This is a genomic window from Comamonas testosteroni (assembly GCF_000761245.1).
Taxonomy (GTDB): domain Bacteria; phylum Pseudomonadota; class Gammaproteobacteria; order Burkholderiales; family Burkholderiaceae_C; genus Comamonas; species Comamonas testosteroni_C.
In genome coordinates, this window is sequence record NZ_AWOR01000057.1 from 73,045 (window position 1) to 97,296 (window position 24,252).

At 60.2% G+C, this 24,252-nt stretch carries 22 protein-coding genes; 12 read left to right on the forward strand and 10 right to left on the reverse strand.

Annotated features, from left to right (window positions below; genetic code table 11):
• Positions 1–95: 95 nt before the first annotated feature.
• The 3 genes from ppa to P353_RS16675 all read left to right on the forward strand — a co-directional run bounded on the left by ppa (position 96) and on the right by P353_RS16675 (position 4,710).
• The gene (gene ppa, locus P353_RS16665) at positions 96–623 is read left to right on the forward strand and encodes an inorganic diphosphatase (protein WP_003056663.1); all 528 of its coding nucleotides are present in this window, start codon (positions 96–98) and stop codon (positions 621–623) included.
• Positions 624–762: 139 nt separating this feature from the next.
• Positions 763–2,508, forward strand: coding sequence for a methyl-accepting chemotaxis protein (locus P353_RS16670; protein WP_034371979.1), 1,746 nt, complete (start codon positions 763–765; stop codon positions 2,506–2,508).
• A 432-nt stretch (positions 2,509–2,940) separates the two neighbouring features.
• Positions 2,941–4,710 carry a methyl-accepting chemotaxis protein gene (locus tag P353_RS16675; RefSeq protein ID WP_080750590.1) on the forward strand — a complete coding sequence of 590 codons (1,770 nt, stop codon included), beginning with the start codon at positions 2,941–2,943 and terminating at the stop codon, positions 4,708–4,710.
• 60 nt (positions 4,711–4,770) lie between these two features.
• On the opposite strand, the gene P353_RS16680 is transcribed toward P353_RS16675, so the two are convergent.
• Entirely contained in the window at positions 4,771–6,132 is a 1,362-nt protein-coding gene (locus P353_RS16680; RefSeq protein WP_034371800.1) for a GNAT family N-acetyltransferase, read from the reverse strand.
• Between P353_RS16680 and P353_RS16685 the strand changes: the two genes are divergently transcribed.
• A complete protein-coding gene (locus tag P353_RS16685; RefSeq protein ID WP_034371803.1) occupies positions 6,131–7,777 on the forward strand; it encodes an NAD+ synthase in 1,647 nt (548 codons plus the stop codon). The genes P353_RS16680 and P353_RS16685 overlap by 2 nt on opposite strands.
• 50 nt (positions 7,778–7,827) lie before the next feature.
• Positions 7,828–8,166, forward strand: coding sequence for a P-II family nitrogen regulator (locus P353_RS16690; protein WP_003056652.1), 339 nt, complete (start codon positions 7,828–7,830; stop codon positions 8,164–8,166).
• 167 nt (positions 8,167–8,333) lie between these two features.
• Here the strand turns inward: P353_RS16690 and P353_RS16695 are convergent, their stop codons facing one another.
• The 6 genes from P353_RS16695 to P353_RS16720 are packed head-to-tail and all read right to left on the reverse strand — an operon-like array spanning position 8,334 to position 11,802.
• Positions 8,334–8,927 carry a TIGR00730 family Rossman fold protein gene (locus tag P353_RS16695; RefSeq protein ID WP_034356985.1) on the reverse strand — a complete coding sequence of 198 codons (594 nt, stop codon included), beginning with the start codon at positions 8,925–8,927 and terminating at the stop codon, positions 8,334–8,336.
• Complete coding sequence (locus P353_RS16700; RefSeq protein WP_034371806.1) at positions 8,924–9,322, reverse strand: diacylglycerol kinase; 399 nt, start codon at positions 9,320–9,322, stop codon at positions 8,924–8,926. The genes P353_RS16695 and P353_RS16700 overlap by 4 nt, the downstream gene beginning before the upstream one ends.
• Positions 9,323–9,334: 12 nt before the next feature.
• Positions 9,335–9,883, reverse strand: a complete 549-nt coding sequence (locus P353_RS16705) for an RDD family protein (RefSeq protein WP_080750591.1) — start codon at positions 9,881–9,883, stop codon at positions 9,335–9,337.
• 59 nt (positions 9,884–9,942) lie between these two features.
• Entirely contained in the window at positions 9,943–10,758 is an 816-nt protein-coding gene (locus tag P353_RS16710) for a DUF3106 domain-containing protein (RefSeq protein WP_034371812.1), read from the reverse strand.
• Positions 10,759–10,780: 22 nt separating this feature from the next.
• Positions 10,781–11,236, reverse strand: coding sequence for a DUF3619 family protein (locus tag P353_RS16715; RefSeq protein WP_034371814.1), 456 nt, complete (start codon positions 11,234–11,236; stop codon positions 10,781–10,783).
• Positions 11,233–11,802, reverse strand: coding sequence for an RNA polymerase sigma factor (locus P353_RS16720; RefSeq protein ID WP_034371816.1), 570 nt, complete (start codon positions 11,800–11,802; stop codon positions 11,233–11,235). The genes P353_RS16715 and P353_RS16720 overlap by 4 nt, the downstream gene beginning before the upstream one ends.
• A gap of 265 nt (positions 11,803–12,067) precedes the next feature.
• On the opposite strand from P353_RS16720, the gene P353_RS16725 reads away from it, so the two are divergent.
• From P353_RS16725 to pbpG, 7 genes are all read left to right on the forward strand, one after another.
• On the forward strand, positions 12,068–13,855 hold the full coding sequence (locus P353_RS16725; protein ID WP_034371819.1) for an acetolactate synthase 3 catalytic subunit: 1,788 nt from the start codon (positions 12,068–12,070) through the stop codon (positions 13,853–13,855).
• Positions 13,856–14,012: 157 nt separating this feature from the next.
• On the forward strand, positions 14,013–14,504 hold the full coding sequence (ilvN, locus tag P353_RS16730; RefSeq protein ID WP_003056638.1) for an acetolactate synthase small subunit: 492 nt from the start codon (positions 14,013–14,015) through the stop codon (positions 14,502–14,504).
• A gap of 72 nt (positions 14,505–14,576) precedes the next feature.
• A complete protein-coding gene (gene ilvC / locus P353_RS16735; RefSeq protein ID WP_034371821.1) occupies positions 14,577–15,593 on the forward strand; it encodes a ketol-acid reductoisomerase in 1,017 nt (338 codons plus the stop codon).
• A gap of 199 nt (positions 15,594–15,792) precedes the next feature.
• Complete coding sequence (gene pssA / locus P353_RS16740) at positions 15,793–16,662, forward strand: CDP-diacylglycerol--serine O-phosphatidyltransferase (protein WP_034371984.1); 870 nt, start codon at positions 15,793–15,795, stop codon at positions 16,660–16,662.
• Between the two features lie 233 nt (positions 16,663–16,895).
• Positions 16,896–18,569 (forward strand): 2-isopropylmalate synthase, encoded by a 1,674-nt coding sequence (gene leuA, locus P353_RS16745; protein WP_034371824.1) that lies wholly within the window; start codon positions 16,896–16,898, stop codon positions 18,567–18,569.
• 103 nt (positions 18,570–18,672) lie between these two features.
• Positions 18,673–20,211, forward strand: coding sequence for a 2-isopropylmalate synthase (locus P353_RS16750; protein ID WP_034371828.1), 1,539 nt, complete (start codon positions 18,673–18,675; stop codon positions 20,209–20,211).
• A gap of 112 nt (positions 20,212–20,323) precedes the next feature.
• Positions 20,324–21,538 carry a D-alanyl-D-alanine endopeptidase gene (gene pbpG, locus P353_RS16755; RefSeq protein ID WP_034371831.1) on the forward strand — a complete coding sequence of 405 codons (1,215 nt, stop codon included), beginning with the start codon at positions 20,324–20,326 and terminating at the stop codon, positions 21,536–21,538.
• A 126-nt stretch (positions 21,539–21,664) separates the two neighbouring features.
• Here the strand turns inward: pbpG and P353_RS16760 are convergent, their stop codons facing one another.
• From P353_RS16760 to aat, 3 genes are all read right to left on the reverse strand, one after another.
• Complete coding sequence (locus tag P353_RS16760) at positions 21,665–22,498, reverse strand: IclR family transcriptional regulator (RefSeq protein WP_003080783.1); 834 nt, start codon at positions 22,496–22,498, stop codon at positions 21,665–21,667.
• Between the two features lie 98 nt (positions 22,499–22,596).
• Positions 22,597–23,367 (reverse strand): arginyltransferase, encoded by a 771-nt coding sequence (locus P353_RS16765; RefSeq protein ID WP_034371834.1) that lies wholly within the window; start codon positions 23,365–23,367, stop codon positions 22,597–22,599.
• 28 nt (positions 23,368–23,395) lie between these two features.
• Complete coding sequence (aat, locus tag P353_RS16770) at positions 23,396–24,145, reverse strand: leucyl/phenylalanyl-tRNA--protein transferase (RefSeq protein ID WP_034371838.1); 750 nt, start codon at positions 24,143–24,145, stop codon at positions 23,396–23,398.
• Positions 24,146–24,252: the final 107 nt, after the last annotated feature.

The following is a 24,252-nucleotide window of genomic DNA, read 5'->3' on the forward strand; positions in this document are numbered from 1 at the left end:
GTTAGGGTCATGCGCCTAAAATCGCGGGCTGACCCTAGGGGGCTGATGCCTTGTTGGCTCTTGCGGGGCTTTTTGTATTACTTCACCCAACCATCATGTCTCTGAACAATGTGACCCCCGGCTCCAAGACGCCTGAAGTCTTCAACGTCGTCATCGAAATCTCGGCCAACTCGGCTCCCGTGAAGTACGAAGTGGACAAGGAGTCCGGCTGCCTGTTCGTGGATCGTTTCCTGGGCACTGCCATGCACTACCCCGTGAACTACGGCTATGTGCCCCAGACCCTGTCTGGCGACGGCGACCCCGTGGACGTGCTGGTGATGACTCCCTTCCCCCTGCCCAGCGGCGTGGTCGTGCCCTGCCGTGCCATCGGCATCCTGGAGATGGAAGACGAGTCCGGCGTCGACGGCAAGGTTCTGGCCGTGCCCACACAGAAGCTGCTGCCTTCCTACGACAAGATCAACCACCTCAGCGACATCCATGAGCTGACCCTGCAGCAGATCGCCCACTTCTTCGAGCACTACAAGGATCTGGAAAAGGGCAAGTGGGTCAAGGTTCTGGGCTGGAAGGGCGTGGACGCGGCACACAAGGAAATCGTGGACGGTATCGCCAACTACAAGGGCTGATCCAAACTAGTAAAGGGTCTCTAACCTTTACTTGCAGAGAAGCCCCGCAATCTGCATATATACAATTTGAAACGCACCTGGCGGACCTCGCTTGGTGCGTTTTTTTATGGCCTGCATCGATAGATACGAGGGGGAGCGCATGAGTTGGAAGATTTCGGACTGGCGCGTGGGGACCAAGTTGGGCATCAGCTTTACGGCGCTGGTGTTGTTGTCTGCATTGCTCGGGTTGGTGGCCTGGCTGCAGCTGTCCAGCATTCATGCAGCGGGCCGCGAGGTATCCGAGGTGGCGCTGCCCAGCGTCTACAACGCAGCCTCCATGCGCTCCGAGTACAACCGGCTGCGACGCCATGAGGCAGGTATCGCCACTGCACGCACCCTGGTCGAGATCGAAGGCTACGAGCAGCAGATCCAGCAGCGCCTGAAGACCATTGCCGAGCAGGAGAAGGTGGTCCATGAGCTGATTGCCAGCCAGCCGCTGCGCGAGGCCTATGAAGGCTATCAGGCCAACAAGGCGAATTTCCTGAAGCTGCACGAGCAGCTGCTGGCGCGGGCCCGCGACGGCGACTACAACACCGTGGACAGCCAGGCCGGCATGGCCGATGAGCTGGGCCTGTTCTTTGCGGGGCTGTCCGAGCAGGCCTTCAGCCAACTGGCGGAAAGCACGGGCAAGCTGATGACGCTGCAACTCGAGAGCGCGGCCCAGGCCCAGCAGGCCGAAAAATCCAGCTTCGAGCTGGCTCGCTACTGGCTGCTCGGCACGCTGGCGTTGGTGGTGCTGTTTGCTGCCGTGGTCGGCATTGCGATGACACGTGCCATCACGGCGCCCGTGGCCACGGCCGTGGAGCTGGCGCAGGCCGTGGCTGCCGGCAAGCTGGGCATGGTGGTGAAGAACCAGCGCCGCGATGAAATGGGCTTGCTGCTCAACGCGCTGGAAGACATGCGTCGGCAACTGTCCGCCGTGGTCCAGGATGTGCGCGGCAATGCCCATGGCGTGGCCCTGGCGTCCAGCGAGATCGCGCAGGGCAATGCCGATCTTTCATCGCGCACCGAAAGCCAGGCCAGCGCCCTGGAGGAAACGGCGGCATCCATGGAGCAACTGGGCTCGACCGTGCGTCAGAACGCGGACAACGCCCAGACCGCCAATCAAATGGCAAAGAATGCCTCCGATGTCGCGGGTCGCGGCGGGGATGTGGTTGCCCAGGTGGTGGACACCATGAAGGGCATCAACGACAGCAGCCGCCAGATCGCCGACATCATCGGCGTGATCGACTCGATTGCCTTCCAGACCAATATCCTGGCCCTGAATGCGGCCGTGGAAGCCGCTCGAGCCGGCGAGCAAGGTCGTGGCTTTGCCGTGGTGGCGGGAGAGGTGCGCACGCTGGCCCAGCGCAGCGCCGAGGCGGCCAAGGAAATCAAGCAGCTCATTCATGCCAGCGTGCAGCGCGTGGAGCAAGGCTCGCAGCTGGTGGACAAGGCCGGCGCCACCATGGCCGAAATCGTGACGGCCATCGGCCGCGTGACGGACATCATGGGCGAGATCAGCGCGGCCAGTCGTGAGCAGAGCCAGGGCGTGGCCCAGGTGGGCGAAGCCGTCACCCAGATGGATCAGGCCACGCAGCAGAATGCGGCTTTGGTGGAGGAGAGCGCGGCAGCCGCCGACTCTTTGCAGCGCCAGGCCAAGGCACTGGTCGATTCGGTGGCGATTTTTCAGTTGGGCAATCAGGCCCAGAGCTTTGCCGCGGCGGCTCTGAAAAAACGTACCGAACCCGTCGCCAGGGCCGTTGCCGCCAAGGCCGCCGACCCGGGCCAGGCCAAAGCCGTGCAGATGGCCGCCAAGCCGACCCAGCCGGCCTTGAGCAGCGATCAGGACTGGGAGCAGTTCTAAGCCATTGACTGTTTCGGCAAGCAAATATTTCTCAGAACCCCGGTAGCGATCGCTACCGGGGTTTTTTTACAAGCTTTCATCAAACTGTCTTGATATTCATCAAGAAGCGGGGTGGCTTGGTGCCTTTTCAAAGCAATGTCTGTGCTTTGGAGCTCGAGAATCGCTATGGGTCTTTATTGGTAACTTCTAGTAACTGCAGGGCGGCGTAAGTGCCTGCCTACGTGGCTGTAGGTTCCTGAAGATAGGCAAGAAATATGAAACTGGAAACAATTGAAAACAGATAAGACCTTATCCCGGACCCTTGGATCTCATATGCGCTCCACAGAGATATTTTCCGATTGAGCAGAGAAATTGAATCCTCACGTCTCGCATGCGTGGATTCAAAAGCGGTATTCATAAAAAACTAATTGGTAATAGAGGGAGGTGCAATCAATGAAAAGCATCAAAATCTCCACGCGGATTCTCGGCACGTTCGGGATTCTGGTCGTGCTGCTGGTCGTGGTAGTGGCCATGGCATTGCTGCAGTTGCGCTCCATGCGCTCCAGCGCTGAAACCATCACGGGCAATGCCTTGCCCAGCGTGGAAGTGATCAACACCCTCAATACCGACCTGGCGCGCACCCGCTTGCTCGAGTTGCGGCATGTCAACAATGACGAAGCCGCCTATATGGCCCAGGTGGAGACCCAGTTCGAGCAGTTGCAAACGCATCTGGCAGAGGCGAAAAAGCTCTACGAGCCGCTGATCATCACGGCCGAGGAGCGCGAGCTCTATACCCAGTTCCTGCGCGAGAGAGAGCGTTATGTGGCGCTGAACAAGCAATTGTTCGAGGCATCGCGCAGCGGCGACAAGGAGCGTGCCAAGCAGTTGCTGGGGGGGGAGTCTCTCAAGCTCTACGACGCGTCTTCGGCGACCCTGCAAAAGCTGATCAAGTTCAACAGCGATGTGGCAAGAGGCGAGACGCTGGCTTCGGAGGGGGTCTATGAACGGGCCGTGAGCCTGCTGATCGTGGCCGCCGCAGTGGCGGTGCTGGTGGCCCTGGGCGCCGGCCTCTGGCTGGTGCGTTCCATCCGCGCGCCGCTGGAGCAGGCCGTGCAGGCGGCGGACCGCGTGGCCAACGGGGATCTGAGTGGCGTCATTCGAGTGGAGCGAGAGGACGAAACAGGCCGCTTGCTCAGCGCCCTGCAGCGCATGCAAAGCAGTCTGGTGCAGACCGTGCGCTCGGTACGCCAGAACGCGGAAGGCGTGGCCTCGGCCAGTTCGCAGATTGCCTCGGGCAATGCCGATCTCTCCGGTCGCACCGAGGAGCAGGCCAGTGCGCTGGAGCAGACCGCCGCCTCCATGGAGCAGTTGGGCTCCACGGTGCGCCAGAACGCCGACAACGCCCGCGCCGCCAATCAGATGGCGGTGAATGCTTCCCAGGTGGCAGCGCAGGGCGGTGCCGTGGTGGCTGAAGTGGTGGAGACCATGAAGGGCATCAACAACAGCAGCCAGCAGATTGCCGACATCATCACGGTCATCGACTCCATCGCCTTTCAGACCAATATCCTGGCGCTGAATGCGGCCGTGGAAGCGGCTCGCGCCGGTGAGCAGGGCCGTGGTTTTGCCGTGGTGGCGGGCGAGGTGCGCACCCTGGCCCAGCGCAGTGCCGAAGCCGCCAAGGAAATCAAGGCCTTGATCAGCACCAGCGTGCAGCGCGTGGAGCAGGGCACGCAGTTGGTGGACAAGGCCGGAGCCACCATGGCCGACATCGTCTCGGCCATCAGCCGGGTGACGGATCTGATGGCCGAGATCAGTGCCGCCAGCCAGGAGCAGAGCCAGGGGGTGGCCCAGGTTGGCGAGGCTGTGACGCAGATGGATCAGACGACGCAGCAAAACGCGGCGCTGGTGGAGGAGAGTGCTGCAGCCGCCGGCGCGCTGCGCAAGCAGGCGCAGGATCTGGTTCAGGCCGTGGCGGTCTTCCAGCTGCCTGCCAGCGCACTTCATGACCAGGCACCCAAGGCTGCAGCCCGTGCAGCGGTGCCGGCCGTGGTCGCCGCTGCCGCCCCGGCGCGTCAGGCTCCTGTCCGTCGTGTGGCCGCCCGTTCTGCCCCCATGCCGGCAGCCCCGCGCTCTTTGATGGGGGGCGCTGCTGCTGGTGAATCTGCGCCTGCCCGCAATGCGCCCAAGTCCTCGCTGAACGAGGATGACTGGGAAACCTTCTGAATGTCTCCAAGGGTTAGGGATTCAAGGCCGCTGCAAAGCGGCCTTTTTTTGTCTCCGCCTTCAGGCCTTGCGCAGCGGGCTATGGGATTGCAGCTCTTGCACATACTGGGCCATGCCTTCGCTCTCGCGCTGCAAAAAGCGCTCGATGGCATCGGCAAAAGCCGGGTGGGCCACCCAGTGGGCACTCGGTGTTTCCACGGGCAGCAGCGCACGGGCCATCTTGTGCTCTCCCTGGGCGCCGCCCTCGAAGCGGTCAAAGCCGTTGGCGATGCACCATTCGATGGGCTGGTAGTAGCAGGCTTCGAAATGCAAGCTGTCGATCCGCTCCAGAGCGCCCCAGTAGCGGCCATAGGCGACCTTGTTATTGATAGCTGCTTGCGCTTGTCCATCATCAAAAAACAATGGTTTTGATGCTGAATTCGTTGACTGTAAGGCGGTAGTAGCTATCAAACTTGATGCTACGGGCTGCCCGTTGCGCTCGGCAATGAACATCACCCAGCTCTCGGGCATGGCCGAGGCCATGGCGGCAAAGAACTCCGGTGTCAGATACGGCGGGTTGCCATGCTCCAAGTAGGTGCGCTCGTAGCAACGATAGAAGAAGGACCAGTCCTGCGCACCGATGTCGCGGCCTTGCAGGGCCTTAAAGCTCACGCCGGCCTCGGCAATCTTGCGCCGCTCCTGGCGAATCTTCTTGCGCTTTTCCTGGTTCAGCGAGCCCAGAAAATCGTCGAAGTCCTTCCAGCGGGGCGGTGTCGTTGCGGTGTCAGCGCAGGCCTGCATGCTGGCGGGCTCTGCCTCGGCGGGCAAAGTGGCGCGCGCAGCAGGGAGGGCGGGCGGCGTGTTCGTCCAGTGAAACTGCACCGTGCTGCGCTGCATCCAGCCGGCCGCCGCGCAGGCGGCAAGATCATCGGCATCGCCAAACAGCAGGTGCAGCGATGACAGCTGCTGCTCGGCTGCCCAGGCCTGGACGGCATGCACCAGCGCCACGCGCAGCGCCTGGCTGCGTGCCAGCAGACGCGAGCCTGGCACGGGCGTGAAGGGGACGGCCAGCAAACCCTTGGGGTAGTACGGCAGGCCATGCTGCTGATAGGCGCGAGCCCAGGCCCAGTCAAACACATATTCGCCGTAAGAATGGGTCTTGATGTAGAGGGGGCAGGCGGCCAGCAACTCATCGCCGTCCCAGACGGTGATGACCCGGGCGATCCAGCCGGTGTCGGGCGTGGCGCTGCCGCTTTGCTCCATGGCCGCCAGGTATTCGTGGCGCATGAAGGGCGTGGGCGTGGATTGAGAGGCCAGCAGCACATTCCAGGTTTGTGCGTCCAGCTGCTGCACGCTGGCAAGCACGCGAGTGATAATCTTGTTTTCGGCCATGCCCTGATTGTCGCGGGGGCTGGTGGCCTCACCGCCTAGCTTGCTTTTCATGACGCTTTCCATTTGCTGTGCCCAACGCAATTTTGTTGTGGGAGACCTCTCTGGCAATGTCCAGAAAATCATCGCCGCTGCTGCTGAAGCTTATGCCAACGGCGCCCGACTGCTGCTCACGCCCGAGCTTGCCCTGTGCGGCTACGCGGCCGAGGACCTGTATCTGCGTCCGGCATTTTTGGAGGCCTGCGACGCGGCCCTGCAGCAATTGCAGCAAGCCAGTGTCCAATGGCCGGGGCTGGCGCTGGTCATCGGTCACCCGCAGCGCGATGAACAAGGTAACAAACTGTTCAACGCTGCCAGCGTGCTGCGCGATGGTCTGCAGATTGCGCGCTACTTCAAGCAGCTGCTGCCCAATTTTGGCGTGTTCGACGAACAGCGCTACTTTGCGGCCGGTCAAGAGAGCTGTGTCTTTGAGCTCGATGGCATCCAGGTCGGCCTGCTGATTTGCGAAGACGCCTGGCATGCCGGCCCTGCGCGGGCTGCCGTGGCCGCAGGCGCCCAGTTGCTGGCCGTCATCAATGCCTCGCCGTTTCATAGCGGCAAATCCTCCGAGCGCGAGGCGGTGATTGCGCAGCGCGCCATGGAAAATGCGGCTCCCCTGGTGTATGCCCATCTGGTGGGCGGTCAGGACGAAGTCGTGTTCGACGGCTGCTCGTTTGCAGTGGACGCCAGCGGTCAGGTGGCGGCTCGCGCGGCAGCTTTCGAGGAAGAGCTGCCCATGGTGGCCGCGCATCTGGTGGATGGATGCGTGACGCTGACGGGGTCAGTCAAACCCCAGCTGAACCACCACCATGCGCTTTGGTCTGCGCTGGTGCTGTCCGTGCGCGACTATGTCGGCAAGAACCGTTTTCCGGGCGCACTCATCGGCCTGTCGGGCGGCATGGACTCGGCCCTGGTGCTGGCTATCGCAGTGGATGCGCTGGGCGCGGACAAGGTGCGCACGGTCATGATGCCTTCGCCCTATACGGCCGATATCAGCTGGCTTGACGCGCGCGAAATGTCCGAGCGCGTGGGCGTACAGCACGAAGAGATCGATATCGCGCCGCAGTTCGAAGCCTTCAAGGCGGCGCTGGCAGGCACTTTTGCCGGGCGCGCCGAAGACACGACCGAGGAAAACCTGCAGGCCCGTATTCGGGGGACCTTGCTGATGGCCATGAGCAACAAGTTTGGCTCCATCGTGCTGACCACAGGCAACAAGAGCGAGATGTCCACCGGCTACTGCACGCTGTACGGCGACATGGCTGGAGGCTTTGCCGTCATCAAGGATGTGTTCAAGACCGAGGTGTTTGCGCTGGCACGCTGGCGCAATGCCAACGATCCCTTCGGCACGGGGCTCGATCCCATTCCCGATCGCATCATTACGCGTCCGCCCAGTGCTGAGTTGCGCCCCGATCAGAAGGATCAGGACAGCCTGCCGGACTACGAGGTGCTGGATGCCATCGTGTCCCGTTACATGGAAAACAACGAGAGCATAAGCTCCATCGTCGCCGAGGGTTTTGCGCCGGCGGATGTGGAGCGGGTCACGCGTCTGATACAAATCAACGAGTACAAGCGTCGCCAGGCGCCGGTCGGTCCACGTCTGACAATGCGCAGCTTTGGCAAGGACTGGCGCTACCCCATCACCAACAAATTTCGCGCCTGAGGTTCTGCCTCCGGTGTTTGCCGATTTCAATCAATTGAGGAACCCGCCCCATGAAAATGATTACCGCCGTCATCAAGCCCTTCAAGCTCGAGGAAGTGCGCGAGGCCCTGGCAGAGTGTGGGGTGAATGGTCTGACCGTGACCGAAGTCAAGGGTTTTGGTCGCCAGAAAGGCCATACCGAGCTCTATCGTGGCGCCGAGTATGTGGTCGATTTCCTGCCCAAGGTGAAGATCGAAGTCGTGGTGCGAGATGAAGATGTGGACCGCTGCGTGGATGCCGTCGTCAACGTCGCGCGCACCGGCAAGATTGGAGACGGCAAGATCTTCATCACCCCCGTGGAGCGAGTGGTGCGCATCCGCACGGGCGAGCTGGACGACACTGCTGTCTGAGCAGGCATGCCGGGTCCAGTTATGCGCCCCAGTTATGCGCGCCAGACATGCGCCCCAACCAAAAAGCCAGACCTTGAGTCTGGCTTTTTTCATGGCCCGGAGCGGGGCTTGCGCACTGCCTGCAGCGCTGCGGGCCGGCGGATGCCGTTCCACAGGGTTTGCAGGCCTCAGATCACCGAGCGCAGAGGCGGCGTATCCAGCTGACTGCCTGCATTCTGGACGAGATTTTGCAGCAGGGCCGAGGTGTCGCTGCTGCTTTCGACCAGGCCCATCTGCCACTCGCCCATGAAGCCGTTGCCCACGCAGGACTGAAGAAACTGCAGCATGGCGTCGTAATAGCCATCCACATTGAGAATGCCGACGGGCTTGTCGTGGTAGCCCAGCTGGCGCCAGGTCCAGACTTCGAACAGCTCTTCAAACGTGCCGATGCCGCCGGGCAAGGCCACGAAGGCGTCGCTGCGCTCGGCCATCATGGCCTTGCGCTCGTGCATGTTCTTGACGATGTGCAGCTCGTCGCAGGCCTGGTTGGCCAGTTCCTTGTCGACCAGCGCCTGAGGGATGATGCCGACGACACGGCCGCCAGCTTGTTGCGTGGCTTCGGCCACCACGCCCATCAGGCCGCTGCGTCCGCCGCCATAAACCAGCTGGCCGCCGCGCGAGCCTATCCATTGGCCCACGGCCTTGGCGACTTCGGTGAATTGAGGGTTGGTGCCGGGGCGTGAGCCGCAGTACACGCAAATGGAAAAAGCGGGTTGGGTCATACGATGAAACGGTGATAAAGAGCGGCAGCCCAGATGGCGCCGCACAGGCACAGGGCCAAAAATACAGCGGCGCTGCCCATGTCCTTGGCTTTCTTTGACAGCTCGTGCCATTCCGGGCCGATACGGTCTATGGCTGCCTCTATGCCGGTATTGAGCAATTCCACAATGAGAACCAGGATGACGCTGCCGGCCAGCAATGCTGCCTGCTCCCAGCTCTGACCTAGCCAGAGCGCCAGAGGAATCATGACAACAGCACAGATGGCTTCTTGCTGAAATGCTTTTTCGTGCCAGCCGGCCTTGAGGCCAGCCAGCGAGTAGCCGCCGGCATGCAGCACCCGGGACAGGCCGGTGCGGCTCTTTTGCGGGTTGACGGGGTCGGGTGAGGAGGCGCTCATGGAGAGATTGGGTCAGCGAATGTGTTTTGGAGTGGGGGCCTGATGCACCAGCTGGGTGCCGGCCCAGGCGTCGTGCCAGAACTGCTTTCGGGGGTGAAAGCGGCTCAGCAGTGCCCAGATCAGAATCCAGCCCAGGAGCAGCACCAGCACCTCCAGTGGCGGCAGGCCCAGCGGGTAGAGCAGGGCCAGCGGCGGCAGCCACCACATCCAGCTGGCTGCGTAGCGCAGCAGGGCGCGGGTCTGCGTCAGCGGGCGACCTTGGGTATCGACCACGCGGATATGCCAGGTCTTCATGGCCAGCGTCTGGCCCTTGCTCCAGAACCAGACAAAGTAAATCCCCAGCACCACCAGCATGAAAGCCTGCAGCAGATGCCGATTGTCGAGTGCATTGCGCGTCTGAGACAGGGTTCCGAACAAATAGCCGGCAATGAACACCACGCCAAACAAAAGCATTCCTTCATAAAGCCAGCAAGCCATGCGGCGGCGAAGGCTTGGTGCTATGAAGTCAGGAGTGGTTGAGGGTGCTGCACTGCCTTTGCGGATCGGGGTGTCTTGCTGCATGAGGCAATTGTAGGGTTCAGGTCAGCAGGCTTGAAACTCGGTTTGCCGCATCGACGCTGTCATTGGTGCGAGTCTTGACCTGGCGCATCCAGCGGAGGCAGGGTGATCGGGGTGGCGCGAGGAATGTCCACGGGAGCCGTCTCCACAATCACCGAGGGCGTACGGATTGGGTGCGTCTCCACCATGGCCGGTGTTGCGGGCACGGGCGGTGGTGGGTGATGAATGGTTGCGGGCGGAATCTTGGGCAGATTGGGTACCGTATTGGGGGAGGCCGTGGCAGCAGGAATGCGCGCCAGCTTCTTGGAAGGCACAGGCTTGATGGCCGGTGCGGCGCTTACCACCTTGGGGGTGGCGCGGGCGGCCAACAGTCGCTTTTCTTCATCGCTCAGAGCCTGGTAGGCCTCCCACTGGGCCTGCTTGTCTGTTGCGAGCTTGTTGGTAATGGCGAAGTTCAGCCGGGCCTGGTTGCGCTGGGCGGCACTCAGGCCGGACCATGCTTCCATGCGGTCATGAAGTTTTTGCTGTTCGCGTTCGCTGAGTTTGTCAAAGCCATCCGCCAGGGCAATCCAGCGGCGCTTCTGTACCGAGCCGATCATGGCCCAGCGCTCTTCCAGCGGCTGCAGAATCTCACGCTGGTGGCTGCTGAGCTCGCCCCAGCGTGGGCCCGAAGCCTGTGCCGAGGCTCTTTGGCGCGTGGACGGATCCGCATGCATGGACTTGGATGCAGCTACCGTGGCGGGAGGCACGGAGCTGGGTGCCAGCCTGACTTGCTGTACGACATTCCATCCTGTCCAGCTCAAGGCCACCAACAACAGCGCCGCCATGATGGCGGCGGTGTTGTCGGGTTTCAGGAGGGAGCGCTTCTCAGTGGGCATCAAGGCAGAGGTGGCAGGCTGTTTAGTGTTCTGATGGAGTGGCTGCCGAGGTCTTGAGGTACTGGATAAAGCCAGGGTCAGAGTAGGCAGCAGGGGGCAGATCATCGGTCAGCAAGGCGGTATCGACCTCGGTGACTTCGCTCAGCATACTTTGTTCGGTGTCGGAGTTGTAGATTACCAGGCCCGCAATGAGTGCAAAAACGGGGATGGCCGAGACCAAGGTGCGCCACCAGCCGTTGCCTTCGTCGGGATTGCCCAGTGTCAGGGTACTGCCCTGGGCAGATGTTGCGGTACTGGTCTGAACGCGCAGTACAGACGCTTCGCGGCGGCGTATGGACACGGCTTGCTCGCGGGAGGCGCGCAGACGTTCGGTGACTTCATACGGGAGCAAGGCTTCACCCTCACTCAGTCGGGCAGTGATTTGACGGGCGATACGGTCGACGGCCTGTTCTTGCCGGAGGGTGGGCACGGATTTCATAACTCGATTCCTTTGGCCTTGAGTGCCTTGCTCAATGTTTGGATGGCGCGAAAGCAATGGGTTTTGACACTGCCTTCTGAGCAACCCATGGCGGCAGCGGTCTCCGCGACATCCATCTCTTCCCAATAACGCATGAGAAAGGCCTCGCGTTGACGCGCAGGCAGCTCTTGTATCTCTTTTTCTATGCTTTGCAGTGTCTGCTTGCGTTCGGTCAGGCTCTCGGCGTTGTTGGCGGCGGATTCGTCGCTCTGGGTGGCATAGGTTTCCAGCCAGTCGAAGTCGCTGTCCCCGTCTACGGAAGACTCCAGGTCGCTGAAGTGAGTGAAAACGGCTCTCTGGGTCTTTTGGCGGCGAAACCAGTCCAGGGTGCTGTTCGACAGAATGCGCTGGAACAGCATGGGCAGCTCGTTGACGGGCTTGTCCCCATAGTGCTGGGCCAGCTTGAGCATGCTGTCCTGCACGATATCCAGGGCGGCCTCCTCGTCGCGGACATGGAAAACGCTGCGTTTGAAGGCGCGCTTTTCAACGTCTTTGAGGAATGCAGACAGTTCTTGTTCTGTGGCCAAGAGAGAGTAACCCTGGAGGAAGCGGGAGTTAGGTAGTGGCGAAAGCCGCAGATTATCGCATCCGATGATGTTTTTTTGTGTACTGCATTTGAAGGTCTTGTTGCAGTGCGATAATGATTTCCAACTTAAAGAAGCAAACGGATCACGGTCCGGCGTACACACAAACGTCCATGGCATGTGGTCTTAAGTCCTAAACCGGCCTCACAAGGGCTTCAGGCTAAGGGCACCGAAGGTTTTTCGTTAGAGAAATTCACAAAGGTTGATCATGGAAATCTCCAAAGCCGAGCTGGCCTCTGCAGCCGCCGCATCGTCGCCCAAGGGCGCCCAGGAATTGATGGGCTCCGAAATCCTCATCAAGTCTCTTCAGGCTGAAGGTGTCAAGCACCTGTGGGGTTACCCTGGCGGGGCAGTTCTCTATATTTACGACGCGCTCTACAAGCAAGACAGCATTCAGCATGTGCTGGTGCGCCACGAGCAGGCGGCCGTGCATGCTGCCGACGGTTTTGCGCGTGCCACCGGCGAGGTGGGCGTGGCGCTGGTGACTTCCGGCCCCGGTCTGACCAATGCGGTGACGGGCATCGCCACTGCCTATACCGACTCCATCCCCATGGTGGTGATTGCGGGTCAGACTTCGACCAATTACATCGGTACCGACGCATTTCAAGAGTGCGACACCGTGGGTATCACTCGTCCCATCGTCAAGCACAACTTCCTGGTCAAGGATGTGCGCGAGCTGGCCGAGACCATGAAAAAGGCTTTCCACATCGCCCGCACCGGCCGTCCCGGCCCTGTGGTGGTGGATATTCCCAAGGACGTGTCCTTCAAGAAGGCGCTGTACACGGGCTATCCCGAAAAAGTGGAAATGCGCTCGTACAACCCCGTCAAAAAGGGTCATGCGGGCCAGATTCGCAAGGCATTGCAGCTGCTGCTGACGGCCAAGCGCCCCTATATCTATACCGGCGGCGGCGTGCTGCTGGGCAATGCCTGTAACGAGCTGCGCCAGCTGGTGGACATGCTGGGCTACCCGGTCACGAATACGCTGATGGGTCTGGGTGCCTATCCAGCCAGCGACAAGAAGTTCCTGGGCATGCTGGGCATGCACGGCACCATCGAAGCCAACAATGCCATGCAGAACTGCGATGTGCTGCTGGCCGTGGGTGCCCGCTTTGACGACCGCGTGATCGGCAACCCCAAGCACTTCATGTCGGTGGAGCGCAAGATCATCCATATCGACATTGATCCCTCCTCCATCTCCAAGCGCGTGAAGGTGGACGTGCCCATCGTGGGCGATGTCAAGGATGTACTGAGCGAGCTGATCGCCATGCTGCGCGAGTCGGCACAGCGCCCCGATGAGACAGCTTTGGGTCAATGGTGGAGCACCATCGAAGGCTGGCGCAGCCGCGACTGCCTGAGCTACGACAAGTCCAACACCGAAGTCATCAAGCCCCAGTACGTGGTCGACACGCTGTGGAACATGACCAAGGATGCGAACGCCTACATCACCTCCGATGTGGGTCAGCACCAGATGTGGGCGGCGCAGTACTACCGCTTTGATGAACCCCGTCGCTGGATCAACTCCGGAGGTCTGGGCACCATGGGTGTGGGCCTGCCTTACGCCATGGGCATCAAGCTGGCCAAGCCCGACTCCGAAGTCTTCTGCATCACGGGCGAAGGCTCGATCCAGATGAACATCCAGGAGTTGGCCACCTGCAAGCAGTACAACACCCCGGTGGTCATCTGCGCGCTGAACAACCGTTTCCTGGGCATGGTGCGCCAATGGCAGGAAATCGAATACTCGGGTCGCTACTCGAGCAGCTATATGGATTCGCTGCCCGACTTCGTGAAGCTGGCGGAAGCCTTTGGCCACCGCGGCCTGCTGATCGAAAAGCCTGCCGATGTCGAAGCTGCGCTGCGCGAGGCACGCCGCATCGTGCGTGAGGAAAGCAAGACCGTCTTCCTGGACTTTCGCACCGATCCGACCGAGAACGTGTTCCCCATGGTGCAGGCCGGCCGTGGCATCACGGAAATGCTGCTGGGCGCCGACGACCTGTGATGCCTGGAAAGCCGATTTTCAGTGAATTCGGCCCCAAGTACTTACATGTAAAGCGCAAGTAGCTATATTTTAAATAGCATTTTTTGACGAATCTATTGCCCGCCGAGCTTGGCACTTACCGGTGTCAGGGGAGGGCGGCGAAAAGAGGAATCTCCCAATGAAACACATTATTGCCGTGCTGCTCGAGAACGAGCCTGGAGCACTGTCGCGCGTCGTGGGCCTGTTTTCTGCCCGTGGCTACAACATCGAATCCCTGACAGTGGCACCGACCGAGGATCCCTCGCTGTCGCGCATGACCATCCTCACCACAGGTTCGGATGATGTGATTGAGCAAATCACAAAGCACCTGAACCGACTGATTGAAGTGGTTAAAGTGGTGGACCTGACCGAAGGTGCTTACACCGAGCGCGAGCTGATGATGGTCAAGGTGCGTGCCGTGGGCAAGGAGCGCGAGGAAATGAAGCGCATGGCGGACATCTTCCGCGGTCGCATCATCGACGTGACCGAGAAGAGCTACACCGTGGAGCTGACCGGCGACCAGTCCAAGAACGACGCCTTCCTGCAAGCCATTGATCGCACTGCCATCCTTGAGACCGTTCGCACGGGTGCCTCGGGTATTGGCCGTGGCGAACGCATTCTGCGTGTCTAATGGCTGTTTGCACCACTTTTGAATCTGAATAAACCTTTTTAACCCCCTCAAGATAAGAGACCTGGAGCCATCATGAAAGTTTTCTACGACAAGGACTGTGACCTGAGCCTGATCAAGGGCAAGACTGTTGCCATCATCGGCTACGGCAGCCAAGGCCACGCACATGCTCAAAACCTGAACGACAGCGGCGTGAAGGTTGTGGTCGGTCTGCGCAAGGGCGGCTCTTCCTGGGACAAGGTCGGCAAGGCCGGTCTGACCGTGATGGAAGTCAACGAAGCCGTGAAGGCCGCTGATGTGGTCATGATGCTGTTGCCCGACGAAAACATCCCTGATGTTTACAACAACAACGTTGCTCCCAACATCAAGGCAGGCGCTGTGCTGGCGTTCGCTCACGGCTTCAATGTGCATTACAACCAGGTTGTGCCTCGCGCCGACGTGGACGTGATCATGGTTGCTCCCAAGGGCCCTGGTCACACCGTGCGCTCCGAATACCTGAAGGGCGGCGGCGTGCCTTCGCTGATCGCTGTGTACCAGGACGTGTCCGGCAAGGCTCGCGATATCGCTCTGTCCTATGCTTCTGCCAACGGCGGCGGCAAGGGTGGCATCATCGAAACCAATTTCAAGGAAGAAACCGAGACTGACCTGTTCGGCGAGCAAGCCGTGCTGTGCGGCGGTGCTGTGGAACTGGTGAAGATGGGCTTCGAGACTCTGACCGAAGCTGGCTACGCTCCCGAAATGGCTTATTTCGAGTGCCTGCACGAGCTCAAGCTGATCGTTGACCTGATGTATGAAGGCGGTATCGCCAACATGAACTACTCCATCTCCAACAACGCGGAGTATGGTGAGTACGTGACCGGCACCGAAGTCATCAACGACAAGTCCCGCGAAGCCATGCGCAACGCCCTCAAGCGCATCCAGAGCGGTGAATACGCCAAGATGTTCATCAGCGAAGGCCGTCTGAACTATCCTTCGATGACTGCACGTCGTCGCCAGAACGCTGAGCACGCCATCGAGCAAGTGGGCGGCCAGCTGCGCGCCATGATGCCCTGGATCTCCAAGAACAAGCTGGTTGATCAGACCCGCAACTGATGCAGGCAAATCATTCGGCGCGAGCCGGATGACTGCGCCCGAGCAAGAGGCCACCTTCGAGGTGGCCTTTTTTCATTCCGGAGGCGATCTGTGTGGCGGGTACACTGGTGGCAGGGACATGGCCATGATGGCCGTGCTTGAAATACTATCGTTTTAATAGCTGCATGCATTTGACATGCACGCACTGGAGGTCTGTTTGATGCAAAACAGCAATGATTCTGCCGATCTGAGTGGAATGCCGCGCAAGCCGCGCAAAGGCATTTATGTGCTGCCCAATCTGTTCACGCTGGCAGCGCTGTTTGGCGGTTTCTACGCCATCGTCATGGCGATGAACAACAAGTTCGAACTGGCGGCCGTGGGCGTTTTCTGCGCCATGGTGCTCGACAGTCTTGATGGTCGCGTGGCGCGAATGACGCATACGCAAAGCGCGTTTGGCGAGCAGATGGATTCGCTCTCCGACATGGTGTCCTTTGGTGCCGCGCCTGCACTGATTGCTTATGAATGGGCCTTGCGTCCCCTGGGGCGCTGGGGCTGGATTGCCGCCTTTGTGTATTGCGCCTGCGCGGCACTGCGCCTGGCGCGCTTCAACGTGAATACGGCCGTGGTGGACAAGCGCTATTTCCAGGGCATGCCTTCTCCTGCGGCAGCGGCCCTGGTGGCGGGCTTTATCTGGCTGACCAGTGCCCTGATGGTTTCTCACCGCGATGTGCCCATCTTCGGCGATGTGATTTCCTTTTTCGGCGGCTACCCCACGGATCGGGCCGATCTGTCCTGGATCATGTTCGCCATCACGCTGTTTGCAGGCCTGACCATGGTCACCAATATTCCCTACTACAGCTTCAAGGACATTGGCGGCGCCAAGAGCATGCCCTTTGTCTCGCTGGTGGTGGTGGCGCTGCTGATGGCCGTGGTCAGCATCGAGCCTGCAACCATGCTGTTCCTGGTGTTTGTCGGCTATTCGGTCTCGGGCTATGTGATCTATGTCTGGCGCCGTGCCAAGGGCGAGCAGGTGAGCATTGTGGCGACCTCCAAGGACGAGCCCGATGAGCGTGGTCTGCACGACGATTGAAGCGCGGCCCCAAAAATTCCTGGCCCTGTCAACTTTTCTTGTGTTAAAGTGATCCGCATGCAAAACCTGTCGCTAGCTCTACTACTAATGTCCAACGGGCAGAGAAAGTAGCGCGCGCGTACAAACACACACCCTACTTGGCGGCCCGTAGCATCAGCGACGGGCCGTTTTTGCGTTTGGGCGTCGCTGAAGCTGGGTTCAATTTCCTCTAATTTCGACTAAAGAGACTCACCATGTTGCAAAACCCTTCCACCAAATACCGCGCTTTCGCCCCCGTGCGTCTGACCGATCGCACCTGGCCCGACGCGGTCATCACCAAGCCCCCGGTCTGGTGCAGTGTGGATCTGCGTGACGGCAACCAGGCCTTGATCGAGCCCATGGACATCGAGCGCAAGGTGCGCATGTTCGAGCAACTGGTGAAGATCGGCTTCAAGGAAATCGAAGTGGGCTTTCCTTCGGCCTCGCAGATCGAGTTCGATTTCATGCGCAAGCTCATCGAGGAAAACCGCATTCCCGACGACGTGACCGTACAGGTGCTGACCCAGGCGCGTGAGCACCTGATTCGTCGCACTTTCGAGGCGCTGGAAGGCGTGCCTCGCGCCATCGTCCATCTCTACAACGCCACGGCTCCCGTGATGCGCCGTGTGGTGCTGAACATGAGTGAAGACGAGATTGTTGAACTGGCAGTGACCAATGCGCAGATGTTCAAGGACATCGCGGCCCAGCACCCCAACACCAAGTGGACCTTCCAGTACTCGCCCGAAATGTATTCGGACACCGAGCTGGAGTTCTCCAAGCGCGTGATCGACTCTGTCACCGATGTCTGGCAACCCACGCCCGAGAACAAGTGCATCATCAATCTGCCCACCACGGTAGAGCACTCCACGCCCAATATCTTTGCCGACATGGTGGAGTGGACGCATCGCAACATCAAGCGCCGTGACAGCGTGGTGATCTCGGTCCATCCCCATAACGACCGCGGCACGGGAACGGCGGCTGCCGAGCTGTCCCTGATGGCCGGTGCGGACCGTCTGGAAGGCTGCCTGTTCGGTAATGGCGAGCGTACCGGCAATCTGGACGTGGTGAATGTGGCGCTCAATATGTATATCCAGGGTGTGAACCCCGGCCTGGATTTCTCCGACATCGACGATATCCGTGCAACGGTTGAGCATTGCAACCAGTTGCCCGTGCATCCTCGTCATCCTTACGTGGGTGACTTGGTCTACACCTCCTTCTCCGGCTCCCACCAGGACGCCATCAAGAAGGCTTTCGCCGCCCACAAGGAAGGCGATATCTGGGATATGCCTTATCTGCCCATCGATCCCAAGGATCTGGGTCGCAGCTATGAGGCAGTGATTCGCGTGAACAGCCAGTCGGGCAAGGGCGGTATTGCCTATCTGCTCGAGAGCGAATACGGACTTCAGCTGCCCCGGCGCCTGCAGATCGAATTCAGCCAGGTCGTGCAGCGCGAGATGGATGCCAGCGGCAAGGAATTGTCGGCTGCTGATCTGTGGGAGCTGTTCCAGCGCGAATATGGCGTCAACACCGTCAAGGCGCCTCAATATCGCCTGAGCGAGGCAGATGGCGTGGTCAATATGACTTCCCACATCGAGATCGCCGGAGAAAAGGTTTTTTTGGAAGGCGAAGGTACGGGCCCCATTGATGCCTTCGTGCAGGCGTTGTCGGCTAACGTCGGTCGCAATGTGCGCGTGCTCAACTATGCCGAACATGCGATTGGCGAGGGTGCGAATGCCAAGGCGATTGCCTATGTGGAATTGCGCGTGGATGACGCTCAGGTCTGCTACGGCGTAGGGGTGGATGCCAATATCGTTTCCGCCTCGTTGCGCGCCATCATCTCGGGAGTACAGCGCGTTACCGCTGTCGCTGAAGAGGCGGTAGCTGCATAAAAGGTTCAAAGCCGGTGTCGCCAAAAGCGCACCGGCTTTTTTGTCGGCAATCCTCCAGTCAAAACAGGCGTCTACCGGCGCCAACACATAGAGAGTCCCCACCATGTCCGATCAGCTCATTATTTTCGACACCACCTTGCGTGACGGCGAGCAATCTCCCGGCGCTTCCATGACACGCGATGAAAAGCTGCGCATTGCCCGTCAGCTGGAGCGTCTGAAGGTCGATGTGATCGAGGCGGGGTTTGCCGCGGCATCCAATGGCGACTTCGAGTCCATCCAGGCCATTGCACGAGCCATCAAGGACTCCACAGTCTGCTCGCTCTCCCGTGCCAACGATCGCGACATCGCGCGTGCGGCCGAGTCGTTGAAGGGTGCCAACCGCGCTCGCATTCATACCTTCATCGCCACCAGTGCGCTGCACATGGAGAAAAAGCTGCGCATGACACCCGAGCAGGTGCTGGAGCAGGCCAAGCAGGCGGTGCGCTTCGGGCGCAATCTCATTGAAGACATCGAGTTCAGCGCCGAAGACGGCTACCGCAGCGAGCCCGATTTTCTGGCACGTGTGATCGAGGCGGTCATCAAGGAAGGTGCAACCACCATCAACGTGCCCGACACCGTGGGTTACGCGATTCCCGAGCTCTATGGTGAATTCATCCGCAACTTGCGCGAGCGCGTGCCCAACAGCGACAAGGCCGTCTGGTCCGTGCATTGCCACAACGACCTGGGCATGGCGGTTGCCAATTCTCTGGCGGGCGTGAAGATCGGCGGCGCGCGCCAGATCGAATGCACCATCAATGGTCTTGGCGAGCGCGCGGGTAACTGCTCACTTGAAGAAGTGGTCATGGCCATCAAGACGCGCAAGGACTACTTCGGTCTGGATGTGAATATCGATACCCAGCATATCGTGGCCGCCAGCCGCCTGGTCAGCCAGACCACGGGCTTTGTGGTGCAGCCCAACAAGGCTGTGGTGGGGGCCAACGCCTTTGCCCATGCCTCCGGCATTCATCAGGACGGCGTGCTCAAGGCGCGTGACACCTACGAAATCATGCGTGCCGAGGACGTGGGCTGGGCGGCCAACAAGATCGTGCTGGGCAAGCTCAGCGGCCGCAACGCCTTCAAGCAGCGCCTGCAGGAGCTGGGGGTGGAGCTGGACAGTGAAGCAGCCATCAACCAGGCCTTCACGCGCTTCAAGGAGCTCGCGGACCGCAAGAGCGAGATTTTTGACGAGGACATTCTGGCGCTGGTGAATGCCGAAGGAGCGGAGCACCAGGGCAATCAGTTCCAGTTCATTTCGCTGGCCCAGCAGAGCGAAACGGGTGAGCGCCCACATGCCAGCGTGGTCTTCAGCAATGCAGGTCGGGAAATCAAGGCCAGCTCCGAAGGCAATGGCCCGGTCGATGCCTCGTTCAAGGCCATCGAGTCCGAAGTCAAGAGCGGTGCGGAGATGGTGCTGTATTCCGTCAATGCCATCAGCGGCTCAACAGAGAGTCAGGGCGAGGTGACGGTGCGCCTGCAACGCAGTGGTCGCGTCGTCAACGGAGTGGGTGCTGACCCCGATATTGTGGTCGCATCCGCCAAGGCTTATCTGAGCGCTTTGAACAAATTGCATAGCAATCAGGAAGTTGTTGCAGCACAAGGTTGACTGCTGGATTTATAATTTCACTCAGATTATCGAGAAGGTTGTGCAAGTGCTTGTCACTGCACGACTTTTTTGATTGAATTAAATCCTTACACCTTGTTGTCTGGAGTATCGCATGCAGCTGCTGCGTCCATTTCGCCTTGCAAAACTCACTCAGGTGGTGTCTTTGGCTCTGTTGAGCTGCGCTCTGGCTGCTCCGGCAGTGCATGCGGCGGCGCCCAAAAAAGACTCCAAAAAGCCCGTGGCTGCTGCGGCTTCGGCCAAGAAAGCGGCCAAGGAGCCGGCTGGCAAGGTTCGCGCTGCAGCGCAGCCCAAAAGCGCAAAGGTCTCCAAAGGCAAGCCGGAAAAGGCAGACGCCAAGCTTGCAAGCAAGAAGGGCGGCAAGACTGTTCTAGCAGCCAAGGCCGAAAGAGACGAGAAGACCGGCGGCAAGAAGCGTCTGGCCAGGGCTGGAGCCGCTGGCGCTGCGGTTGCGGCGGCAGCAGCTGCCACGGCGGTCGAGCCCGCACGCCTGTCCTATGGGCAGATGGCGGGTCTTCACTCCGTCTCGGACCCCCTGGATCTGCAAAGCAGCGTGGCTTATGTGATCGACCAGGACACACATGAGGTGCTGCTGAGCAAGAACGATCAGGCAGTGCTGCCTATCGCCTCGCTGACCAAGCTGATGACAGGTCTGCTGATCTCTCAGGCCCGTCTGCCCATGGACGAGATGATCACCATCACGCAGGACGATGTGGATACCGAAAAGCACAGCAGCTCTCGCCTGCGTGTCGGCACCACCTTGACGCGTGCCGAGATGATGCATCTGGCGCTGATGTCCAGCGAGAACCGTGCTGCCCATGCCTTGGGACGCACTTATCCCGGCGGTCTGGCGCAGTTTGTTCAGTTGATGAACTCCAAGGCGCTGCAACTGGGCATGAAGGACACGCGCTATGTCGAGCCCACCGGCCTGTCCAGCAGCAACCAGTCCAGCGCGCGTGACCTGGCGCGTCTGGTGGCGGTGGCCCACGCGGATCCGCTGATGCGCGAATACTCCACATCGCCCGGTTATGAAGTGGCCGTGGGTCGTCGCACGCTGCAGTTCAACAACACCAACCGTCTGGTCAAGAGCGACAACTGGGATATTGGCCTGCAAAAGACCGGCTATATCTCCGAAGCCGGACGCTGCCTTGTGATGCAGGCCCATGTGGCCGGGCGCAAGCTGATCATGGTGTTTCTGGATTCTGCAGGCAAGTTCAGCCGTCTGGCTGATGCCGAGCGTGTGCGCCACTGGATGGAAAGCAAGGGGCCCACTGCCAGCAATACGATTGCAAGCCGTATCAGGGGCTAAGCAGGTAAAGGTCCAATAAAAAAGCGCTACCCAGGTAGCGCTTTTTTATTGGATCTACACCTGAAACGGCATTGCAGCCCCTGCGCAGATTACGAGCTTTGCAGATCGCGACAGGCGCCCCTGTATTCAGCTGTGCTGGCTGCGGCTATAGGGGTTGGGGGCGGCCTGAGCCGGGGCCGGGCGTGTGCCACTGAAACCCAGCGCCACGGAGATCTCCTGCACCGTGGCCTGCAGCCTGGGGGCCCAGCTCTCGTCAAGCCGGTCTGCCGGGGCAGAGATGGACAGGCCCGCAATCAGCTTGCTCTGGTCGTCGTAAATGCCGGCAGCCATGCAGCGCACGCCCAATTCCAGCTCTTCGTTGTCGCGGGCAATGCCGTATTGGCGCACCTTGGCCAGCTCATGTTCCAGGTCGCCCAGCTGGGTGATGCTGAAATGGGTCTTGCCAGGCAGGCCGGTGCGCATGGCATAGGCGCGCACCTGCTGGGAGTCATCGGCCGCCAGGAACAGCTTGCCGTTGGAGGTCAGATGCAAGGGAGCATGGCCACCGATGGCACGTACCACCTGCATGCCTGAGCGCTCGCTGTAGGCGCGCTCCACATAGACAATCTCGTCGCCCTGGCGCACGGACAGGCTGATGGGCTGCTGAATCTGCTTGTAGAGCTGGCGCATGGGCGTCAGTGCCACTTCACGCACATTCAGCCGGGCCTTGACCAGGTTGCCCAGTTCCAGAAAGCGCATGCCCAGGCGGTAGCTGCCCGATTCGGGTCGGTCCACAAAGCGGCCCAGTGCAAGGTCATTGAGGATGCGGTGCGTGGTCGATGGATGCAGGCCCGTGCGTTCGCTGATCTCCTTCAAAGAAACCGCTTCCTCACGCGATGCCAGCACGTCGATCAACGTGAACATGCGTTCCAGAACCTGGACGCTGGGCTTTGCGGAGGCCGATAGGTCGTCTTTTTTCATGCGTTGGAGATACTTTGCGGGATGAGGGCATTCTAGCGGTGCTGCAGCCGTGCAGCCATGTCATCCGCTCATATATCCATGTGCTGCTTTTTGTGGCGTCACTCTTCAATTTGCGAGCGCACAATGCTTTGCCTGTCTACGCGCTGCCATAGCTCGCCCTGGCGAATCTCATGTGGCAAAAAGCTGGCCTTGTAGCGCATCTTCTGGCTCTCGGAGATCCAGTAACCAAGATACACATAAGGCAGGTTCATGGCTTTCGCCTGCTGGATTTGCCACAGCACATTGAAGGTGCCGTAGCTGGCGTGGTCTTCCGGATCGTAGAAGGTGTAGACAGCCGACAGCCCGTCCTCCAGTACGTCCAGAATGGAGAGCATCTTGAGTGTGCCGGGCTGACCGTCTGAGCCCGGCTCGCGGAACTCGACCAATCGGGAGTTGACTCTGCTTTGCAGCAGAAACTGCGTGTACTGGTCCACGCTGTCGTTGTCCATGCCGCCGCCGCTATGGCGGTGCTGCTGGTAGCGTAGGTAGAGCTGGTAGTGCTCGTCGGAGTAGTGCAGGCGCTGAATGGAGGCGACAAGTTGCCCATGCTGTTTGGCAGCGCGCCGCTGGCTGCGGCTGGGGCGGAACTCCTGGGCCAGAATTCGCAGGGGAACGCAGGCCTTGCAGCCATCGCAATAGGGGCGATAGGTGAACATGCCGCTACGCCTGAAGCCCAGCGTGACCAGCTCCGAGTAGGTGGTGTTCTGAATCAGGTGGCTGGGTGTGGCGACCTGAGAGCGTGCCAGCCGGCCCGGCAGGTAGCTGCAGGGATAGGCTGCCGTGGCATAGAACTGCAGGGCATGTAGCGGGAGGTCGTTCGGGTGCGTCATGATCGGACTCGGCTGCAGATGCGGTGCGTCAAGCTTCACTGTGGCTTAGCAATTGCTCCCAGTATATGGGGCTGAATTGCCACTGCATATCGGGGAGCTGGGCCTGGGCTTGAACGGTCTGGGCGAACTGCGCTCTTGTGACTTCTCGGGCGCCCATGAAAGACAGGTGCGCGGTGGCCTGCTGGCAGTCGATCTGCGGAACCTGATGAGCCCGGCACAGAGCAACCAGTGCCGAGAGTGCGATCTTGGAAGCATCGGTTTGCAGGGCGAACATGGATTCGCCAAACACCGCTTTGCCAAGCGCCACGCAGTAGAGGCCGCCAGCGAGCTGGCCGTCGATCCAGGTTTCCACGCTATGTGCAGCGCCTTGCTGATGCAGCTCGGTATAGGCATCGACGATGCTCTGCACAATCCAGGTGCCGTTCTGTCCGTCGCGAGGGGTCTGGGCGCAATGCTGCATCACCGTGGCAAAAGCGCTGTCGATGCGAATTTCACAGCGCGGATCGTTGCGAAATTTCTGCAGTCTTTTGCGCAGGCTGCGGTGCAGACGAAATTCGCCGGGATGCAGGGCCATGCGCGGGTTGGGAGACCACCAGAGCACCGGCTGTCCCTCGCTGAACCACGGGAAAATGCCTTGACTGTAAGCAGTGCGAAGACGTGCAGCATCAAGCGTATTGCCGGCGGCCAGCAGCCCGGGAATGGGGTCCCGCTCCCCCCAGGTCTGATCGATAGGGGGGAATTCTTGTTCGGGCTGCAGCCAGGGCAGGGAGTGCGTCATTGGCAGTGGGAGTGGATGGACTGCCCTTAGTCTTGCACAGACTGAAGCGGTTTTGCGCGTCGCGGCAGATGAGGGGGCTGGCGTAATCCCGCTGTCGGAGGCGGAAA

Excerpts from the sequence above, each read along its gene's own strand:
- ppa (WP_003056663.1), top strand. The coding sequence starts at position 96 with ATGTCTCTGAACAATGTGACCCCCGGCTCCAAGACGCCTGAAGTCTTC.
- P353_RS16670 (WP_034371979.1), top strand. The coding sequence starts at position 763 with ATGAGTTGGAAGATTTCGGACTGGCGCGTGGGGACCAAGTTGGGCATC.
- P353_RS16675 (WP_080750590.1), top strand. The coding sequence starts at position 2,941 with ATGAAAAGCATCAAAATCTCCACGCGGATTCTCGGCACGTTCGGGATT.
- P353_RS16685 (WP_034371803.1), top strand. The coding sequence starts at position 6,131 with ATGACGCTTTCCATTTGCTGTGCCCAACGCAATTTTGTTGTGGGAGAC.
- P353_RS16680 (WP_034371800.1), bottom strand. The coding sequence starts at position 6,132 with ATGAAAAGCAAGCTAGGCGGTGAGGCCACCAGCCCCCGCGACAATCAG.
- P353_RS16690 (WP_003056652.1), top strand. The coding sequence starts at position 7,828 with ATGAAAATGATTACCGCCGTCATCAAGCCCTTCAAGCTCGAGGAAGTG.
- P353_RS16695 (WP_034356985.1), bottom strand. The coding sequence starts at position 8,927 with ATGACCCAACCCGCTTTTTCCATTTGCGTGTACTGCGGCTCACGCCCC.
- P353_RS16700 (WP_034371806.1), bottom strand. The coding sequence starts at position 9,322 with ATGAGCGCCTCCTCACCCGACCCCGTCAACCCGCAAAAGAGCCGCACC.
- P353_RS16705 (WP_080750591.1), bottom strand. The coding sequence starts at position 9,883 with ATGCAGCAAGACACCCCGATCCGCAAAGGCAGTGCAGCACCCTCAACC.
- P353_RS16710 (WP_034371812.1), bottom strand. The coding sequence starts at position 10,758 with ATGCCCACTGAGAAGCGCTCCCTCCTGAAACCCGACAACACCGCCGCC.
- P353_RS16715 (WP_034371814.1), bottom strand. The coding sequence starts at position 11,236 with ATGAAATCCGTGCCCACCCTCCGGCAAGAACAGGCCGTCGACCGTATC.
- P353_RS16725 (WP_034371819.1), top strand. The coding sequence starts at position 12,068 with ATGGAAATCTCCAAAGCCGAGCTGGCCTCTGCAGCCGCCGCATCGTCG.
- ilvN (WP_003056638.1), top strand. The coding sequence starts at position 14,013 with ATGAAACACATTATTGCCGTGCTGCTCGAGAACGAGCCTGGAGCACTG.
- ilvC (WP_034371821.1), top strand. The coding sequence starts at position 14,577 with ATGAAAGTTTTCTACGACAAGGACTGTGACCTGAGCCTGATCAAGGGC.
- pssA (WP_034371984.1), top strand. The coding sequence starts at position 15,793 with ATGCAAAACAGCAATGATTCTGCCGATCTGAGTGGAATGCCGCGCAAG.
- leuA (WP_034371824.1), top strand. The coding sequence starts at position 16,896 with ATGTTGCAAAACCCTTCCACCAAATACCGCGCTTTCGCCCCCGTGCGT.
- P353_RS16750 (WP_034371828.1), top strand. The coding sequence starts at position 18,673 with ATGTCCGATCAGCTCATTATTTTCGACACCACCTTGCGTGACGGCGAG.
- pbpG (WP_034371831.1), top strand. The coding sequence starts at position 20,324 with ATGCAGCTGCTGCGTCCATTTCGCCTTGCAAAACTCACTCAGGTGGTG.
- P353_RS16760 (WP_003080783.1), bottom strand. The coding sequence starts at position 22,498 with ATGAAAAAAGACGACCTATCGGCCTCCGCAAAGCCCAGCGTCCAGGTT.
- P353_RS16765 (WP_034371834.1), bottom strand. The coding sequence starts at position 23,367 with ATGACGCACCCGAACGACCTCCCGCTACATGCCCTGCAGTTCTATGCC.
- aat (WP_034371838.1), bottom strand. The coding sequence starts at position 24,145 with ATGACGCACTCCCTGCCCTGGCTGCAGCCCGAACAAGAATTCCCCCCT.